Here is a 19,457-nt window from a genome sequence, read left to right as displayed (position 1 = left end):
ACGAGTTTTGAAAGCCGGTAAAAAAGTCACAGGCCGCACTGGAATACCCACCTATCCCCCTAAAAGTCATAGTAGACTAGTAACCGTGATCTCCCTCCTTGACAATCATCTGCACGGGTTGCAGTGTATGACATTGTCCTTGTATTCAGTGATATTATACGTATAAAAAATCCCAATTAACCAAAGGGTTGTGAAATCTCTGTTACGCACAGCAAATTTATGGATGGATATATGCCCCTTGAAGCAGGCGACCTCGTTGACTCGCCTTATGGAATCGGCAAACTTATTCGCATTAACAATAATGATGCTCTTATTAAGTATTTCGATTCTCCCGTAAATTATGAAGGTATAGAGCAAACTGTCGAAGTAAAACACCTAAAAAAAGCCGAACTCTACGCGGAAAGTCTGGTATATCGCTACGACTACGAGCTTGCACACTGGCAGATTGCACGTGTTGTTGGTGCCGTGCCTGGAGGGGTGCGTTTGCATTTTCCTAACAAGCAGCAGGAAGACGTCAGCTTAAATGATATCTTTGTACGCTGGGATCGCCCTATCAGCGATGCTGCGGCCCTTCTGGCCGAGCGCATTACCTATACTCCCTTCTGGCAAGATGCTCGTCTAGCTTATCAGCATCAGATGCTGAAACAACGCAACGCTTGTGCTGGGATTACTTCTTCGCTGTCGTCCAGTATTGAACTCGAACCTTACCAGTTGGCCGTCGCTCGTCGGGTGTTATCTGACCCCATTCAGCGCTATCTACTTGCAGATGAAGTCGGCCTTGGGAAAACCATTGAAGCTGGGCTGATCGTGCGGCAACACGTCACGGAAAATCAGTTCTCTCACTGCGTGGTGATCTTGGCACCCAAGGTTCTTCACCGCCAGTGGCAGCAGGAACTTTCCGCACGTTTCCACCTAGGGGAATTGCTGAACGAGTCGATCCATATCATTGATATAAAATGCTTTAACGAGGAGAGTCCGCTGCCATTCTGCCCTGATATGCTGGTAATTGACGAGGCTCATCAGGTCGGTGCTTGGGCATGGGACGCAGAGCATGAGCAGCAGTACGCCAGCGTTAGCCAACTGGCACAACAAAGCGCAAAATTGCTGCTGCTGTCGGCAACGCCCGTGACCGGTAACGAAAAGAACTTCCTAGCCATGCTGCATCTGCTGGATGCCAATAATTATCAGCTGACTGAAACTGGCCTGCTGAAATTTCAGCAGCGTATCCAGAAACGCGAAGAGATAGGTTCACTGTTCTACGCGTTTAACTGTGATAACGACAACATGACGCTGGAAGAGAACCTACATGCCTTGATCGAATTATTTCCGGAGGATGAAGTTCTTCACGGACAAGTTGCGCAGTTGCTCCCCCATTTAGATGTGCTGCAGCCTGAGCGGAGTGAAACGCGCGATCACCTGATCAATACAATCCGACACTACATAGGTAACCGTTACCGTCTTCACCATCGCCTACTGCGCAACCGCCGTAGCAGTCCTGGTATCAGCATCCTCATGCCCGGTTTGTCGGGCTTGTCACTGAAAAAATACACCGCCACGGACACCAACAACGACATGATGATCGCCTGGCGAGAATCGGCAGTTATGCTGCATCCACAGGACTCGACGTTTGCCTCAATTTACCAGTTACTGTTTGAAGCCGCCATCGCCACGCCGGAACTGCTGGCACGACTCGCCACCAGCCGTTTACAGCAGCAGTCGCTAAGTGCTACACAAGGTTTCCTCTACAGTGAATCACAACTCGCGTTGTTGCAGCACCCGTTGTTTGACGGTGAGAAGATTATCCTGCAGGAGTTGGTAGACCGTTGCATCATGGAGCGTGATAGCAAGCGTAAGCGCTTAACTGAAGTACTGGAATTACTTTTGGACAGCAACGCTAAAGAACTCCCTTACATTGTGGTGTTCTGCGATCAGCCTTGGGTGGCAGATCAAGTCTTTACTGACTTGATGATGCCGTTCATTGGTAAAATCCAGCGCCATAACCCTGATAAAGAAATTCGCTTTGGCAAGGGAAGCAAATGCCAGATCCTGGTGTGCGATCGTCGGGCTGAAGAAGGTGTCAATTTGCATGGTGGTCGTAAAATTGCGCTGCATTATGATCTATTGCTTTCACCTAATCGCATGGAACAGCGCCTTGGTCGTTTGAATCGGTATTGTGCGAATGAGAATGCGACCTCCATCCTCAGTATCGCGTTGGTGAGTGAAGCAGAAGACCTACAAAATCAGTGGCTGGCTATTCTAAATAATGTTTTCAACGTATTCGAAGATTCAATTGCCAGTTTGCAATACTTGGTTGATGAAGAGTTACAATGGCTTAGCGCCAATCTCTATCCGTTAGGAGAAGAGAGCATGATACAGCTTAGCGCACGTTTGGCGGGTGAGGATGGTCGCTTGGCAGAAGAAAAACAGCGAATCGAAATGCAGGAAGTCCTTTTGCAAATCGACGACGATATCATCGAAGCCAGGGAGTATGCTGATGCGCTGGCGGAGATCGATGAGAATGAAGACGAATTCCGCCAATGCGCGAGTAATCTGTTGGGTAAGGTCTTGAAATTTGATGCTATCCGGGATGAGGATACTCCGGCAGCACTCCGGTATCGTTTCAATCCGGGGGATTGGAATGCTGGTACCTTAGTCAGCCCCCAGCGCTTACAAAAACACTGCCTGCTCGGCTTCGATCTCAACAAGTCAGGCGGAAATTCTCCTGTGACTTGGCCATTGAGCTATAGGCGCTCAGATTCTACTCAAGGTAACATCCGCCCTGCACGGCTAGGCGAACCTTTCCACGATGCCATCCTGCGACTGCTTGATTATGAAGAGCGTGGTATAGCTAGCGCGGTTCTACGCATCACACCCGGGATGGGTGAAGAGCAAAAAATTTTTTTCCGCTACGATTTCCTGATTGAGGCCGATGTTAACACTCCAGCGCAACAGCGCCTGGCTGACTATTTGATGCCACCTCAAACCATGACCCTATGGCTGAACCAGGCGGGTGAGCACATCACCGATGCGGACGTAATGACTATATTGGATGAGCCTTATTCTCCGCAGAAGCGTGGCGGGCGTCACCTTAACCTGAATGAACAGCGTTGGACGCAGATTGCCCATTGTTTCAGTGCCAAAGAGTGGCGAACTTGGTGTAATGATAGCTACAGTATTGCCCAGCAATTGGCGGTGGGCCAGTTCGCCGCACAACAGGCTCTCGGCTTAAGCCGCCTAGAAAATTATTTGAGTAGCGCCTTGCTACACCACGCTGACCAGCAGGAGACCGGGCAGACGCTGCGCCATGGTATTACGTGGCCGAAGATCACCACCTTGGCAACACGTGCGTTAATCATTGCGTCAGAAGCCCTACTGCACAAGGATTCACAGCTCTGATGAAACTGGCGCAACTGATTGAGCAATCTAGTATTACATCAGCATTGAAGGAGTGCCTGCTTCCGGATGCGACCGCCGGGCATCTCGATCGCCGGGCGCTAATTCGTGACTGGCTATACTTGGAAAAATATTCCCACCACAGCGATAACGAGTTGACGGTCCCTGATGATAGCTACCCTGGTTGGCCAAGTCTGGGAGAGTGGGAAGCCAGCGGTATTCACTGTCAACGACTAGGTCACACCTTTTTGCTCAGTGCTGGTCCTGCCTGGTGCCCGCAGTGGCTGGAACAGGGAGATATCACACCTTTTCTTGATAACGATCTGCACCAATTACGTCGCCAGGACACACGAGTGCCGATGGACCATATCCTGCGCCCAGTTTTGAAGTTTGATTACTACCAAGCTCCAGGCCAGCGAGATGCGGTACGCCGGGCGCTGTTCGCCCCGCCGGGCAGTACGCTGCTGGTTAATTTGCCCACCGGCACTGGTAAGACGTTGGTGGCTCAGGTACTGACATTAATGGCTCCGCCGCAGGGGGCTTTGTGCCTATTGATAGCGCCAACAACTGCGCTGGTGATGGAGCTAACAAGTAGATTCCGCGAACTGTTAAGCGAAGCCGGTGCTCGAGCTGAATCGGTCTCTGCTTGGTACAGCGACTTGCCGGCGCAGGATAAAAGTGATACGCGTCAGCGTATTAGAGTCGGGGAACAGAGACTGATCGTCACATCTCCCGAAGCTGCCTGTGGCTCACTGCAGTTTGCCCTTTTTGAAGCGGCCAAACAAGGCGGCCTACGCCATGTTATCGTCGATGAGGCGCATATTGTCGCCAGTTGGGGCAATGGCTTTCGTCCGCATTTCCAGCAGTTAGGTGGATTAATCCGCGGGCTTAAACGCATCAGTCGTGAAGCGAAGTTAACACCATGTTCTACGTTGCTTATGAGCGCGACCATCACCGAAGCTAGCCGTAAAACTCTGCGTGATACTTTCGATCAGCAGATGATCGAGGTCCACGCTAGCCATTTGCGCCCTGAGCCGGCTTACTGGTGCTATCGGGCGACAGACCATAGTGATAAACAGGATAAGGTGTTGCAGTCGTTGGCACATGCACCGCGGCCTCTAATCCTCTACGTGACGCGACCGGAAGAAGCTGAAGAGTGGGCGCAGATTCTGCGGGATCAGGGGTATCAGCGGCTTGCTACATTTACCGGTAATACGCCGGAGCCTGCACGTCAGAGTCTGCTGGAGCAATGGAATAAAAATCAGCTGGATATCATGATTGCCACCTCGGCGTTCGGCGTTGGTATGGATAAAAATGACGTGCGTACGGTAATTCACGCCACCGTGCCAGAAAATATGGACCGTTTCTATCAGGAAGTAGGGCGAGGTGGGCGCGATGGTTTTGCTTGCACATCACTTCTGATTTATGAACATCAGGATGTCAGCCTAGCAAAACGGCTCTCTTCTCAGAAACTCATTGGTCGTGAATTGGGCCTGGAACGCTGGAAAACGCTGTGGGAAAGGAGAGAACACATAGGGGATAACTTATATCGTATTGATATTGGAAGGATTCATGTCAATCTTAGTTTCCATAGCGATGAAAACCAACTGTGGAATCTGCGTACTGTACTGATGATGGTGCGCGCAGGCGTGTTAGAACTGGATACTGACCTGCAAAGCCCGCCGGATAAAAGCACGTTTGCCGATGTCAGTCACTATGAAGCGGCACTGGAATGCCTCTTGCAAAAGAATCAAAACTCTCTGGTGGTGCGCATCCTGATCGGTAACCATACAGGGGAAGCGTTATGGAACACGCACATTATTCCTTCACGTGAAGAGACTCGGGAAGCGGCAAGAGCTAACCATAATGCGTTAATCAACTGGCTGCACACCCCCCAGCTTATCCCTCTGTGTGAGACTCTGGTGGACCTCTATTCCTTGATGGAATTTTCACCGGGCCACGCCTGCGGCGGTTGCCCCGCGTGCCGTAAGAGTAAGATGTTGAACAGCGGTTATGTGATCCCTCCACCGCTTCAACTCAACCCGTTAGTATCTTCGCCTTCAGAGCATGTGTTAAGTCGTTGGCAGGAGTTGAGCGGGCTGTCCTTTTCCAGTTGCTTTATTACCTACCCTGAGGTGACTGATGATGAATGGGAACGTGAGGGCTGGTATCACCGTATCGCGACGTTGCTAGTACAGTTGCATCGCGCAGGGGTTGTCCAGCGCATATGGTCGGAACCTGCCTTGCTACATAACGTATTCCGTGTCATCCCGCGTGGTGAGCGCCTGACCCTGCTGAGCGACGAATTGCCTGTAGGCGGCGAACCGGTGGCGGATAACGATGTGATGAGTGAACTGGCTGAATTGGTACTTCCTACGCCAGAGTATTGCACCAGTGGCTACCTACCTCCATTCACACATGCACCATTGCAGTTGACATTGATCCCGCATGATATGCCCGATCCCCACCACCCCAGAGGGGCGCATTACGTTCACCTCGATAATCACAATTGGATCACTATCGAACAACTTCAAAGGAAACTAGACCGTGTCGATTATCAATAATGCCCACGGAGGCAGTCAGTATGCCGTGCTGGCCGCATTTTATCAGGTGCTGAAAGCCAGCACAAAAAACACGCTGCCGCGTGAAAAACTGATGGCGCTCTGTGCACCGGAAACGTTGCAAACGGGTGACGCACCGGATGCAAGAGGTAAAGCGCCCCAGGAATTAAGAGCGTGGCTGGAACTAGGTATACTGTCGGAAGAATCGGTAGACGATACAACTGAAATCAGCCTTAACTCGAACTATTTCAGCACAAAAAATATGCCGCTGCGGCAGGCTGCACGCCGCTGCTTACAGTCTCCGGAAAATAACAGTGACCTAAGTTCACGCGATCAACGTGCCGTTGACCTCACCCTGCTCGCAGCGCTGCTGTTGGCACTGGATGTGTATAACAACGCCGATATCAGCACGCGTAACCTGGAAGCGTTGGTAAATCAGTTTCTGCCCGATTTCCGTATCAATAAAACTAACGAAGTTCCGATTGTTCCTGGCTATCTAAACTGGCTGGGCTACGCCCAGAAAATTACCCGCGACAGTTACGCCATCGACCCCACCGATGCCATCCGGGAAGAGTTACCGTTCCTGATGCGGCCAGGCGAACAACTGACCATCGGCGAAGCGTTGCAACGTCTGAAACAGGCACTCCCGGTGCTTGACGGTGGCACCTACCGACAGCAGGTAGAGGACCGTATCAGCCTGCATGGCTGGCAACCACTCAGCGCTAACCGAATTTCGACCTCGCTGTCGCGCGCGCTGCTGCGGCTTCAACTCTCCGGGATAATCAACATGAAGGCGGAGTCTGACGCCAGCGGCGCAATGCAGTTAACCGGCAGAAAAGGGAGTGTGTTGCGTACCGTGACCCATCTTACATTGACTAGCTCAGGAACCAACTGATGCCACAATTACAGAGCTACTGGCCCGGCGAGGAGAACGTTGCCGCCTGCATCCTGACTGAAGCCGAGTCACTAGCCGACAGCCAATTGCTGGCGGTTCATGAATCTATGCATCTCGACCGCGTCGAGTTTCACAGTGGTAAGGTCATTCAGGTGGGGGAAGGGGCGCTGCTAGACTTTCTGCTTGAACATAATCGTCCATTGCCGCTGATTGGGGCTTCTGGTGTGGGGAAATCCCATCTAGTGCGCTGGGTTCATGCTCAGCTCAAACGTCGAGAAGATCACGCGAAATATCATATTATTCGTATTCCAAAAAATGCGTCATTACCACGCGTGCTTACTACCATCTTAGAAGACCTCAACGGTGAGCAGTATCAGAGTATTCGCGAGAAGGTAAACGGGGTTGGGCAGCAGTTGATCCCCGAAAATGTGGCTGAACATATAGCTCTCAAGCTGCGTCAGGCACTGAACGCAGCTTGGAAGTCTGCCGTAGAAGAGCTGCAACAGGAGCAAATGGGGAAAATTCAGCTGGACGAAAGCAGAAAAAAAAAGCTGAAAGAAATCCAACAACACGCAGCATCAACTCGGCTCCCCGCGCTTTTTTTTGACAGTGTGATGACGCAGTATTTTACCGATCCTGGAGCCTGCTTGCACAATATTGCGCTGCGCTTCTGTAAGGGGGCTGACGACGACAGTATTGCCAACCTGCGTTATGAAATGTCTTCGGAAGACTTTACCTTCAGTGGCCTGAATCTCAGGCAAGTTTCATCGGCAGTGTTCCCCTACTTGGTCAACCAGCAGTTGCTTACCAGCGATGAAAAAAAGCAAGCAGCGGCTCGCGTTGTCAACGAAGTGATCCCTCAGGCGCTGGGGGATACCTTTGGAGAATTGTTCAGCTTTAACCGGGCCAGTTTCCAGGACCTGATGCGCATGATTCGCCGCCAGTTGCTGGCAGAAGACCGCAGCCTTATCTTACTGGTGGAAGATTTAGCTGCCACCTCAGCGATTGAGGACGTGCTGATCGACTGTCTGTTGGAAGAGGAGGAGTACGAAGGCAAAAAGGTGCTGTGTACTCTGAACTCTATTATTGCAGTGACCGAGGGCCACGACAGCTTTAAGCGTCACCGTAATACTTTGGGCACCCGTGCCCGCTATGAATGGGTGATTCAGCAACAGCATGCCAGCGAAAGTGATACATCACTGAAAAAACGTGTTGTTGACTTCTGCGGTCGCTATCTTAACGCGGCCCGCCATGGTGCTGTTGCGCTGGAAAAATATCACCACCAGCAGGATGGGCAGCGCTATCGGGAAACTCCGGTATGGCAGGATCAGGAGGTACTGGAAAACGAATCTGCTGCGCCCGCGCTGGCGAGTTTCGGCCAAAGCAGTCACGGCCATCCACTGTTTCCGTTTAATCCGGAAGCAATTGGACAGTTGGTTGAACGCCACTGTCAGGATAAAGAACACGGGTTAGTTTTTGTCCCGCGAAATATACTGAATGCTATCCTGCGTGAACCGCTAAAAAATTATCGCCAGAGCTATCTTGATGGGCAATTCCCACCGTCAGGATATGAAGGGATTGTTTGTGGTCAGGAACTTCAGCAAAGGGTGCGCCTGTCCGGTGTTAGCCAGCCCGATCGGGTCAATTCACTTCTGGCCATTTGGGGCGGTAACAGTGCCCACTTGGTTGGCCTGACACCAGCCATCTGTGAAGAATTTGGCCTGCCGCAGGCGGCAGAGTTGTTGGGTGATCCACCACCACCACCACCACCACCACGACCACCACGACAACCCGGAGGCAAGGGGCCACTGCCACCCGGAGGCGATGATCCACTGCCATCCGATGAAGCTCCAGCCATCCAGGAATGGAAAGCCGCGCTGGAAAAATGGAACCAGGGCAACACGCTCGATCAAGCCAAAGCGCGTGATATCCGTAAGTGGTTACTTGAAGCGTTGATTGCGCGTATTGACTGGTCAACTGAGCTGATCCAAACCTCGCTCACGGCCAGTTCAGCAAAAAACCAAGGAAGGATCCACTTACCCCGCGTGCTGGTGGGTAATCAGTCGCGCCCGCTTGTGACGCTTGAAGATACTCCCGAGCTGTACAGCGCCTGCTTAGCGATGGCACGCTTCAACCTTTACCAGAACTGGGATTTCGAAGGTAGTGAGATCGATTACGCTGCCTTCCATAACTTTGTCGACCGTATTGAAGCAGAAATAAAATTCACCGTGTTGCAGGAAGAACGCGAGGAGCTTTCCAATATTGTCAAAGACCTACAGTTGAGTTGTGCCTTCCTTGGGCTGGATGGCTCTTCATCTCCAGTCTCGACCACCCTAGTGCAAGCCCTGTTAACAGAACCACAGTCTACGGACGAAAGTCATCCGCTGCTGGACGACTTCTTAACCCAGTCGCGAGCTAGCGTGATCGATGAACACCGGAACCTACGCGAGCGTTTGATCGCGCTTACTGCGGCGAAAAAGTCAGGCGCCCAACCTTATGCCATCAACGGATTAATGTTGGTGGAAGCGGCAAAAAGCCAACAAGTCGCCGCCGGGAAACGACCGAGTAAGATCCACGAAGTCAAAAACAGACTGGGTAGTTACCGGGCTCTGCTGCTGAAGACTCAGGAGGGCATTACTGAACGCCTGAGCGATGGCAAAGGCTCCAGTCTGGCAGCAGTTAATATCTGTGACATCATGAAGGAGATAGTCGAATTGGCGAACAGCGCTGATGTCGTCCGCCCTGTGGGTGAAACAGTGCCGGTTCTGCTGAAGTTGTTGAAGGGCTGGAAAGAACTGGAGTTGAAAAACCAGATCAGACAACTGGAGAAACTGACTCTGCCAGCCGATAAACCTCAGGTTCTGATGAGGGAAATTCTTGCCGTCAACGGCAAACAATACGAGGCATTTCGGCAACTGCTGGAAGCCTGGAGCAAGTTCGAAGATGCTACCGGCTGCCATCTGCAGCAGCGACACCGTGATGAGGGCGGCGACCAAATTGAGGGAGCCGAAAATGAGATCGCACAGACCCTGACAAGGCTGACTGAACAGTTAGCGCTGCTGGAGAAAAACTTAGCATGAGTGAAGTAAGCATCAGTGAAGTGGTAATCTCCAGCGCGTCGGAAGAGATTAGCGTTTTTGCACGGCGCAGCGGTGAATTTAAAACGCGCCTTGAGCGCCATCAGCAACTGAAAAAGGCTCAGGAGATACGCAATAGCTTGCTGCAGGTGGCGCAAAAAATCGATGCCCCGGCGAAAAAACTAGCGCAGATCCTCACGAGCTATCTGCTGCTACGACAGGTTTGCGATAGTGAGAGCGGTAATCCAATTGTTGGCCTGTTTGACCGCGAAACATTTGGCAATCCACAGGCCCTGCTGACGGCCTTTCTTCAGCAGTACAGGGCGCGTACATACGATGTTGCTCAAGCCCAGGAGTTTGGTCTGCTGGTTTTGGAAATTGAGCGCTTAGCCAGTACTCTCAATGAACATACCAGCACTGCGTGGCGTGAATACATCCGTACGTTAAAAGCGCAGTGGGAAGTGGACCAGAGGCTTTTCAGCAACCTTGCTCATCAGGAAGGGCAACGAAAAGTACAACAGCACTACTGTGACCTTGTCGCTCAGTTCACCAACAGTAGTCGTGGGCTGCCAAAAACTGCTGACGAAGTTGAGGCCATAATCGCTCTGCATGAGCAACTTTGCCACCAGCGCGATGCACTCAAGCTGGACGTGCCGGAAGAGGTCAATCTCTTCCTCAAAGCCGTATCTGGGCAAGGTGCCACGCTCGATATGTTGACGCCTAATGTACTTAGTTGGCTGACTGAAGAAGACGACCCGACGCGCTATCGTATAAGACGTCTATAAGGAGCCGTAGTTTCAATGGAACAGATTATTCGCGCAGTGCTTGATGAGTTGGAGTCGCAGGAGTCGGTATTGCTCACTTGGGGTAACACCCAAGGTTTTTTCACTCAGATCGAGTTGAGCAATATCATCACTCAGGTTCTACAGAGCTTCCCGCTCGACGCCGGAGGCCTTACAAGCTTCGGCATAGCGAAAGTTATGATCGATCGTGGATTGCTACTGCGTCACCAGCAAAATGGTGTTTCGGTGTTTCGTACCCGCATGGCGGAGGCAGTGCGCCTTTACAGCCAGTTGCGCCAGATGTTTCCTAAGCACGGCCTTAATAATAACTGGCGTACCGCATCGACGTTGGTGTCTGACTATCGCTTCTTACGCCGCCAACGCAAATACCCGAAGCGTAACCAGCAGGCTGCTGAAGTTTTGCAGCAACTTGATGAAATAGCAGGTTTTACCTCTACGCACCGCCAGTTACTATCGGCCCTGCTCAGCCACTCGAGCGGAATGTACAACCTCGCCTACTTTCAACAAGAAGCCTGCAAAAACGTACTGCGCGGATTGCAGCAGAGCCAGCACCGCTCGACTGCTACCATTGTCTGCGCCGGAACTGGGACTGGTAAAACTTTGGCGTTCTATCTGCCTGCTCTGACCTTTATCGGCAGTGAACTGGTCGCCAAAAGAAAAGATGCGGTAAAGGCGCTAGCAATTTACCCTCGCAATGAACTGCTGAAAGATCAGTTTATCGAAACGCTGCGTCAGGTACGTAAACTGAACGGTTTGCTGGAAGAAAAAGGCGTGCGCAAAGTACGTATCGCCGCTCTTTTCGGCATGGTCCCGCTAGATAAAGACGCGATTTATCGTGATTACATGAAAACGGCTTGGAGCCGGCATCGTGACGGCATGTCCTGCCAGTATATTCCCTGCCCGACGGATAGCTGTCGTGGCAAAATGGTCTGGCGCACCGCTGATCTTGAAAACAGCTTTGAACGTCTGCATTGCGATAGCTGTAAGCAGACCATCGAGCCTGATGAAGTGATCCTGACGCGTAAGCGTATGAAGATCGAGCTGCCAGATATTTTGTTTACCAGCACCGAAATGCTGAATAAGCAGATGGGCAACCCGTTTCTGGCATCGCTGTTTGGCATCGGCAAAAATGTCGTCCCGCCATCGATGATGCTGCTTGATGAGGTGCATACCTATTCCGGCGTCAGTGGTGCACAGAACGGCATGCTGATCCGCCGCTGGCGGCATCTGTCCGGTGCTACACCGCACTTTGTTGGGCTGTCCGCAACGTTGGAGCAGGCGACACGCTTTATGGCTTCGTTAACCGGGTTGGAAGAGTACCTAGTGGCGGAAGTTAGTCCGATCGAAGACGATATGGAGACAGAGGGCGCGGAGTATATGCTGGCTCTACGTGGCGACCCGGCGTCCCGCTCTAGCCTTTTGTCCACCACCATTCAGGCCTCCATGCTAACCAGGCGTATGCTCGACAACGCCGCAGTGCCGGTCAGCAACGGAATGTACGGCACGCGCAGTTTTGTATTTACAGATGATATTGACGTCATTAACCGCCTCTATTTCCAGCTACTGGATGCCGAGGGTCGTTACTCGAATGGCAATATCAATGCCAAAAAAGAACCGCTGGCGATGCTGCGCGGCGATGCGCCAAATGAAGAGAAATTTACCTTTGGTCAGCAGTGGCCGTTAGCTAAAATGATTGGCCATACACTCGATTCTGCTGACCGCAGCAACGTTAAGCGCACCTCTTCGCAGGATGCTGGCGTCGACCATGCAGCGGATCTGATTGTCGCTACCGCGTCACTTGAGGTCGGATTTAACGACCCGAACGTCGGTGCCGTTATCCAGCATAAAGCCCCGCGCGATAATGCCCAATTCCTGCAGCGTAAAGGACGTGCTGGACGTCAACGAACCATGCGCCCGTGGACCGTGGTTGTGCTGTCCGACTATGGCCGTGATCGCATGGCATTTCAGTGCTACGAAAACCTCTTTGAGCCGGTACTAAAGGCGCGCCAACTGCCGGTCGGCAACAGTTACGTACTGCGTATGCAGGCGGCCTTTGCCACTATGGACTGGCTCTCCAGCCGTAACGAGTATCTTAATCAGTGGAATCGTGGTATTTGGGATGACCTATCCATCCCGCAGGACAAAGGTAAGCCATCTGAAGCTCAGTCAAAGCTGGCCGATCTGATTGAAGACCTTCTGAACAGCCAGAAAACCCAGCAGGAGTTTAACTCATGGTTGGCTGAAGCTCTGGGGATTAAGGACGAAAAACTGCTGCAGTCATTGCTGTGGCAACCCCCGCGCGCGATTATGACCGCGTTTCTTCCTACGGTACTTAGAAGACTGCGCTCCAACTGGTCGCGCCTTGGCATTGAGCAGGCCGATAACTGCCGCAAAAGCACGCCGATGCCTGATTTTATACCGTCCGCGTTGTTTAACGACCTCTGCCTGCCGGAGTTACAGATTAACCTGCTAGGTGAAGTCGGTCAGGAACCCGATGCGCACAGCATGCCGATTCTGCAGGGGATGAAAGATTTTGCCCCGGGGCGTATCAGCAAGCGCTTTGCCATCAAAAACATTCGCGAATGCCACTGGCTAGTGCCGAAAAAACTCGAGCTGAAAGATGGTTCGCATCCATTCCCGATTGATGATTACTGCCCGCCAGACAAACGGGAGTCCATGCCCGATTGTCACATTACCACTCGCACTGGCATGCAGGTTATCTCTTGCTTCCGCGCCTGGGAAGTGACTGCAAGCACGCCGCCAGATGACCTTAAATTGAGTGAAACCTCAAACGCGTTTCTTAACTGGCACAGCGAGATCCGTCCACCTCAGAACGGCATCCCTGCGGAAGTGCCATCCAACAATGACTGGCAGGATATTTTCCAGCAGGTGGAATTTTACGGCCACCAGCAGCACTGTCCGATCGAAGCCGTGCGCTTTGCCAGCGGATCACGTGCCAATATTAAATTCAGTGACCAGCGTGAAGACCTGCAGATTGACTTCAAATTTGAACACCAAGGCGAACCCGCTGCGTTCGGCTTCTCGCTGTGGGTAGATGCGATAAAATTCCAGTGTCGGTTACCTAATTTTGATCTCGCTAGCATCAGCAACAACCGTGAACTGGTGGCCGGATTGCGCACAGCGCGCTTCCTGTATGAAGTCAGCAACGACGAGGCAATCAGTGTCAATACTTTCCTCGGCGGTTGGCTGGCAGAAACTGTCCTGGCAGGTATTGGCAGCGAAGCAGTATTGAAAAACTGCACCCTGGAGCAGGCGTTCCGCGCAATGGAACACAACAGCGCAGGGATCGCCTTGATTGACGTTCCTGCTCGAATCTTCCAGACGTTGTATGATGCGCAGACCGGTGAAGAGATAGAGCAGGATCTACAGCAAAGCTTGCGTGAACTGTTGTCCCAGGCTCCGGTGATGGCAAGAATTGCCGACTGGGTGGAACTGCTGTGGCAACCGCTGGATAACACCTGGTTGGAGTGGTTGACCCTCAACTTCACCAACACACTGGGTGCGGCGCTGCTACAAACCGCTATGCAGTTGTGCCCAGATGCCGACGACAACGACCTAATCCTTGACCTCAACGGTGGGCCGGTGCGCACTGCGCTGCTCGCGCCTGACCAGCGCGAAATCTGGCTGTCGGAAACCACCGTGGGCGGTGGCGGTATCGTTGAGAAGATCCAACAGATTTACCGTGAAGATCCGCGCAGTTTCTTCGAGTTGCTAGACTTTAACCTCAGTCCAGGCAACTACGAAACAATGGACAATAACGTCTGGCATCTGCTGCAAACCATGGTAAACCCGGCATCATCTCTGCCTGCGTGTATGAACGAAATGCGCCTTGCCAACAATCATGCCAGCCGGGTTCAGGCGCAGCGCAACTTGCTGGGAGAATTGCAGCGCAGCGGCTTTATGACCAGCCACAGTTTCCTGTCGGCGATCAACACCCGCCTATTACGGCCGGGGACCGATGCCAGTAGCGACGTCTTTTTACTGCAGCTGCAACAGGATTGGCGACAGCAGGAGCAGCGACTTGGCATTGAACTACCACAGCGTGTCTATGCCTTTACCTGTAGTCAGTCCAGCGCGCTTGACCAGCAACTACAACAAGCGAGCCATGGGCAGCACAACTTGGAGACTTGGCGTTTAAATACCTGTAATGGCCTACTGTGGCCACGTGGGTATACCATTCGTGATAGCTGGCTAACTTGGTACAACCCTTACAGCTTTGCCGGGCCAACCGAGCGCCTCCTGCTGGCCCATGTGGTGCAGCATAGTTGTGCTCAGGTGGATCTCAGCCAACCAGACTGGATGCAGCAGTGTCACCAGCATCTGGAAAATAATGGCAAATGCGAGTTAGTGGCCAAACCGGGCGATGCGATAAATGGAGCCATCGCCACTCTTTTAGTCACCCCAGTAGAAATGTATGGGTTGTTCTTCTACCCGCGCGTCAGTGCCCTGCGCCGCCACAGCAATGTCACCTTCGCTATGATTGAAATTCCGGAGGCGATCCAATGAATACCCGTCGTATCTTTAAATCCAGGACCTCACGCCAGAGTGAAGTTCTTGATGTACTCAGCTCCTTGTTGGTAGCGGAGATCGCTCAGCCCAGCACGGAATTGTGGATTGTCTCGCCGTGGATCACCGACCTCGACCTGCTGGATAATCGCACCGGCCGTTTCGACTACCTCGAACCGGCCTGGGGACAGCGTCAGGTGCAGACCTCCGAACTGCTGGCGCGTGCGGTAGCCAACGGCGGTACGCTTAAAGTGATGACCAACGAAACCCAGCATAATGCACGCTTTATCCGCCAGTTAACCGAACGCGTCGCCAACTACGGCATGCTGGGTAGCCTGTACATTGGTCAGAAAGAAGTGCTGCATACTAAAGGGTTCCTCGGAGATCATTTCTTCCTAAGCGGCTCAATGAATCTGACGATCGGCGGGATCGTGATCAACGATGAACAGATTAACTTGACCACAGACAAAACCGCCATTGTGCAGGCGTTGTTAGCATTTAACGACTTTTACCAACCGGCACAGGGAGGTGTGCAATGAACAGCGCTGATAGCGAACAGTTCCTGCGAACCTTTTTCCATAGAGAAAACAATATTATCTCTTGGGAAAAAATCGCGGGTGGCCTGCTAGAAGCATCAACCCAACAGCGGTTGACCCCCTGGCTTGACGATGTCCGCAACGGATGCTTCCCGGTGATCCTTCCGCGCGTTGTAAAGGGCAGCAACGACAAAGTCACTTGGTATGCAATGGCCGATGAGGAACGAGACTATGCGGAGTTGCGCGAGTTATTAGACGCGCACGTCGGCACCTCTTGGTCAGACTTTAACCGCCAGCGCACGATGCTGGATCCGAGCGATCCGGTGGAAAAAGCGTTGATAGACCACTATAGCGATAGAGTATATAAATTTAGCTCGCTTTCTCTGTCGAGGATCCCTGAGATTTTCAATGGCATAGAGCGGTTGCGCCAACAACTCGCCAGCCGCCCGAGTCACCAGCTCATACTTCTGCGCCCGCGTGGCCGTATTCTGCGTGATGTCCGTTCCGCCTTGCGTCGTCGTGACGTGCCGCAGACTCGCCTCTATCTTCAGGAACTACGTGAAGCTGGTGGCATAGGCCATATTAACGAACTGTTTATCGAACTGCGCTGCATGGCTCTGGAAGGTGATGCCAAAAGCCTGCTAGATTCGACTCAGTTGCGGCAGGTCTTGGATATGCCGCACCCGTTGGTGTTGGCTGAAGAAGTGATGACGGTCTTCTATCAGCAGTTTCTGCTGAAGTATGAGCAGTTGAGCGACCTCGCCGCCCAACGACAAGCATTTAATAATTTGCTGGTGAAGAACGTACCGCGCCTGTTCCTAGTGACCCAGGGTATCAACACACCATCGGCGATCAAAAATATCCTACTGTGGTTACTTTCTGACACACAAAGTGATCCGGCAAGACTGAGGGAACAGGCACAACAAGTGGTTGCCGGTATGAAGGATGCAACAGACGATGACCGGCACTGGATCCGCCGGTTGCTGGAAGCATTCCCGGCCGTTGCAGTGGACTCCCTACCGGCGACGAGCACCGATGAATTGCTTGCCAGAGCCGATGAATATCCTGAAAGCGTTCTGAATGACTTACTGTTGCTACCAGTCAGCGCTCGCGGCGTAGCCATTGCTTTGAAATGTGCCTGGGTCGTAAGCAGTGCAGAAGCTGCTGTGAAGGCTGTCAGTTATCTGCACCAACTGGCACAACAGGAGCGCGACTTATTGCTGGCGAAACCGGCCTTCCAGCGTTATTACATTGCCCTACAGTTGATGCTGCCATCCATACGAACAGAACAGGATACTGCCGGTATCAGTAATTGGCAGGACTGGTTGAAGGAAGTGCTAAATAACCCTCAATGGTCGGGGGCGATAGAAGCGGTAGAAAAGGCCAGCAGCCAATGGAACGCAGCAGCTTTCAACCCAGAGGCATTTGTTTCGTTGCTGGATAAAACCAACAACTGCGCCAGTATGGTGTTGCGTGATGCTATCCCAGTGCTGCTCGAGTGGCTGGATAACTATCAAACCAACTCTTCCTGGCAGTCTGTCCGGTTGGCATTGCTGCAACAACTGACGCTGGACGACAATAGTTCACGCGAAGATATCTTTACTGCCTGTGAACTAGCACGCGGTTATTTAGAGGGCGACAGTAATGCGCAAGATTACCGCGAATTAATAGAAAATCTGCAGATGATGATCGAGAGTTCAGGTACCACCAGCGCTAGCGCTTGGCTGGATATACTAGAACTGTTCTTGGTCTACCCGACTGCTGACCAACTTGCCAGAGAACAATTATTCAATCTGGTACTCAACATGTTTTACCGCAACCCAGCCCGCTATAGTGAATTGCAGTGGAGCCTATTGGCTCAGTTTGCTGGTGAGTGCGGGCTAATCTGTGAAGTTCCCCATCAGATTTTAGAAGACAGCGGTGAGAAAGCTGATGAGGTTCATGTCGGAGCAACATTGAATGACAAGGTAGTAGGCATTTATACATTGACGGATTCGGTAGCGCAGCGTGTGAAAACACAATTACTAGCCGATTACCCTCAGGCCGATATTCGCCTCAACAACGATAAAGGCGGCTCAACCATGCTGCGTTCATTGGCTAAAGAAGCGGATGTATTTATTTTTGCTTGGCTTAGTTCTAAACATTCTGCTTATTACGCGATAAAAGAAGAACGAGGGGATAAGCCTTTACTGCAACCTTCCGGCAAAGGAAGTACCAGTATGCTGGACTGCATACGTAGTTATCTGAAAGTCTAGTAAAGGTAAGACACTTAGCTGTGACGTAAATACGTTACAGCTAAGGTCAATCTTGGGCTACTCACCCCGATATACGCAACCCGCAGTACAGGTTTCTTTCACCATGACAGCACTCAGAATCGGCAACTGTGTTTTAACCTGATTCCAAATCCATTCAGCAAGCACTTCGCTGGTGGGATTTTCCAATCCAGGAATATCATTGAGATAGTAATGATCCAGGCGATCTAGCGTTGGCTTGAAAATGGCCTTGAGTTCAGCGAAATCAATAATCCAACCTGTGTGTTTATCAACTTCACCAGTTATCTCAAGGCGCACGACAAAAGAGTGTCCGTGTAAGCGGCCGCATTTATGGCCTTTAGGAACATTGGGAAGACGGTGTGCGGCTTCAAATGTGAAATCTTTGTATAACGTAGTTTTCATGGTGACCTCATTTTTTGTTATACAGTAACAATAAGAAGCAAGATTTCCTAGCATTTAAGAATGAGCATTAGCACGCTTGCGTATTCCGACCCAAACCGGATTGTTTTCGATTGTGAGCCTCTTTGCAGGATGAGCATGCAACTCAATTGGACGTTATCGCTAGTCACAGCCCTACATCGACTAATATCACCGCTTCGTACGTAAGTTTAAAGATTGGCGGCAAAAAAGAGCTTCAGCATTCTCATGACGCTATTTCAGTTGGATAACTGAAATCTCCACTACGACAACTCAGGCTATAACTAACTGGTCTCGCATGGTGCGCAGAGCCAGACGGCTTTACTGACCCTGAGGATAGCATTGGGGAGGAAGTGCTGTAGCCGTCTGGCTAATTGCCTTTCACCCGAATCAGGATTTACATACGGACAGTGCTGTCGCCCGTTCTCTGTTAGATCGCCGTGCCAGTGTGCAAACCACGGGCGTTCGGTGATGTATTCAGGATGGTATTGCGGCTTACTGCCGCAGAAGTGGCAGGTGTAGCTGTCGTAAGGGTGAAGCTGTCCAGTGGTTGCTCCCGTGAGACGCTTATTAGCGTCAAGCGCAATAAAACATTTGGCGTAAATCGTCATAGTATTGGTCCTGTGCCATGCGACACGCAGGCGTAAGCCGTCCCGAGGAGGGCAGCAGTGCGGGTCATACGACTGGTTGATTTAAATTAGGGGGAGATGTGATTGCGTTCGACAGGTTACTGACGGGACTGCGCTATGCGTTGCTGTAGCCAGGCTTCCACTTCGCTTTCAAGCCAGCGGGAGCTGCGACCCAGTTTGATTGGCTTCGGGAATAGACCATCTTTAATTAGCTTGTAAAACCATTTGTCCGTAAGCCCTGTAAGCTTCGTGATGAACCGCATATCCACCAACTGGTCATCAAGCAAAGAAATTTGTTCTGTCATGTTGCTGTCTTCCATTGTGGGATAATCCTGAGCTGGCGGTT

General features: G+C 51.7%; 11 protein-coding genes. 8 read left to right on the top strand and 3 right to left on the bottom strand.

Annotated features, from left to right (window positions below; genetic code table 11):
* Positions 1-231 precede the first annotated feature (231 nt).
* Genes dpdE through dpdD form a run of 8 tightly spaced genes read left to right on the top strand, consistent with a single transcriptional unit; the run spans position 232 to position 18,047 of the window.
* The gene (gene dpdE / locus WHR59_RS20790) at positions 232-3,396 is read left to right on the top strand and encodes a protein DpdE (RefSeq protein WP_338843434.1); all 3,165 of its coding nucleotides are present in this window, start codon (positions 232-234) and stop codon (positions 3,394-3,396) included.
* Positions 3,396-5,957 carry a protein DpdF gene (gene dpdF / locus WHR59_RS20785; protein WP_338843432.1) on the top strand — a complete coding sequence of 854 codons (2,562 nt, stop codon included), beginning with the start codon at positions 3,396-3,398 and terminating at the stop codon, positions 5,955-5,957. Before dpdE ends, dpdF begins: the two co-directional genes overlap by 1 nt.
* Positions 5,941-6,849, top strand: coding sequence for a protein DpdG (gene dpdG / locus WHR59_RS20780; protein ID WP_338843431.1), 909 nt, complete (start codon positions 5,941-5,943; stop codon positions 6,847-6,849). Before dpdF ends, dpdG begins: the two co-directional genes overlap by 17 nt.
* On the top strand, positions 6,849-9,929 hold the full coding sequence (dpdH, locus tag WHR59_RS20775) for a protein DpdH (protein ID WP_338843430.1): 3,081 nt from the start codon (positions 6,849-6,851) through the stop codon (positions 9,927-9,929). The genes dpdG and dpdH overlap by 1 nt, the downstream gene beginning before the upstream one ends.
* Entirely contained in the window at positions 9,926-10,711 is a 786-nt protein-coding gene (locus WHR59_RS20770; protein WP_338843429.1) for a hypothetical protein, read from the top strand. Before dpdH ends, WHR59_RS20770 begins: the two co-directional genes overlap by 4 nt.
* Positions 10,712-10,726: 15 nt before the next feature.
* A complete protein-coding gene (dpdJ, locus tag WHR59_RS20765) occupies positions 10,727-15,256 on the top strand; it encodes a protein DpdJ (RefSeq protein WP_338843428.1) in 4,530 nt (1,509 codons plus the stop codon).
* Positions 15,253-15,795, top strand: a complete 543-nt coding sequence (dpdK, locus tag WHR59_RS20760; RefSeq protein ID WP_338843427.1) for a phospholipase D-like domain-containing protein DpdK — start codon at positions 15,253-15,255, stop codon at positions 15,793-15,795. The genes dpdJ and dpdK overlap by 4 nt, the downstream gene beginning before the upstream one ends.
* Positions 15,792-18,047 carry a protein DpdD gene (dpdD, locus tag WHR59_RS20755; protein ID WP_338843426.1) on the top strand — a complete coding sequence of 752 codons (2,256 nt, stop codon included), beginning with the start codon at positions 15,792-15,794 and terminating at the stop codon, positions 18,045-18,047. Before dpdK ends, dpdD begins: the two co-directional genes overlap by 4 nt.
* Before the next feature lie 57 nt (positions 18,048-18,104).
* Here the strand turns inward: dpdD and queD are convergent, their stop codons facing one another.
* From queD to WHR59_RS20740, 3 genes are all read right to left on the bottom strand, one after another.
* Positions 18,105-18,467, bottom strand: a complete 363-nt coding sequence (queD, locus tag WHR59_RS20750) for a 6-carboxytetrahydropterin synthase QueD (protein WP_338843425.1) — start codon at positions 18,465-18,467, stop codon at positions 18,105-18,107.
* 299 nt (positions 18,468-18,766) lie between these two features.
* Positions 18,767-19,093, bottom strand: a complete 327-nt coding sequence (locus tag WHR59_RS20745; protein WP_422388585.1) for a putative zinc ribbon protein — start codon at positions 19,091-19,093, stop codon at positions 18,767-18,769.
* A 116-nt stretch (positions 19,094-19,209) separates the two neighbouring features.
* Positions 19,210-19,416 (bottom strand): helix-turn-helix transcriptional regulator, encoded by a 207-nt coding sequence (locus WHR59_RS20740; protein ID WP_241515502.1) that lies wholly within the window; start codon positions 19,414-19,416, stop codon positions 19,210-19,212.
* Positions 19,417-19,457 lie beyond the last annotated feature (41 nt).

The organism is Citrobacter europaeus (genome assembly GCF_037482245.1).
Taxonomy (GTDB): Bacteria; Pseudomonadota; Gammaproteobacteria; order Enterobacterales; family Enterobacteriaceae; genus Citrobacter; species Citrobacter europaeus.
The sequence above is the reverse complement of the archived record's forward strand: the minus strand, read 5'-3'. Positions and strand labels throughout refer to the sequence as shown.

What these genes read in the sequence shown, in the direction of transcription:
- dpdF (WP_338843432.1), top strand. Translation starts at nt 3,396, where the DNA reads ATGAAACTGGCGCAACTGATTGAGCAATCTAGTATTACATCAGCATTG.
- dpdK (WP_338843427.1), top strand. Translation starts at nt 15,253, where the DNA reads ATGAATACCCGTCGTATCTTTAAATCCAGGACCTCACGCCAGAGTGAA.
- dpdD (WP_338843426.1), top strand. Translation starts at nt 15,792, where the DNA reads ATGAACAGCGCTGATAGCGAACAGTTCCTGCGAACCTTTTTCCATAGA.
- WHR59_RS20740 (WP_241515502.1), bottom strand. Translation starts at nt 19,416, where the DNA reads ATGACAGAACAAATTTCTTTGCTTGATGACCAGTTGGTGGATATGCGG.
- queD (WP_338843425.1), bottom strand. Translation starts at nt 18,467, where the DNA reads ATGAAAACTACGTTATACAAAGATTTCACATTTGAAGCCGCACACCGT.
- dpdH (WP_338843430.1), top strand. Translation starts at nt 6,849, where the DNA reads ATGCCACAATTACAGAGCTACTGGCCCGGCGAGGAGAACGTTGCCGCC.
- dpdE (WP_338843434.1), top strand. Translation starts at nt 232, where the DNA reads ATGCCCCTTGAAGCAGGCGACCTCGTTGACTCGCCTTATGGAATCGGC.
- WHR59_RS20745 (WP_422388585.1), bottom strand. Translation starts at nt 19,093, where the DNA reads ATGACGATTTACGCCAAATGTTTTATTGCGCTTGACGCTAATAAGCGT.
- WHR59_RS20770 (WP_338843429.1), top strand. Translation starts at nt 9,926, where the DNA reads ATGAGTGAAGTAAGCATCAGTGAAGTGGTAATCTCCAGCGCGTCGGAA.
- dpdJ (WP_338843428.1), top strand. Translation starts at nt 10,727, where the DNA reads ATGGAACAGATTATTCGCGCAGTGCTTGATGAGTTGGAGTCGCAGGAG.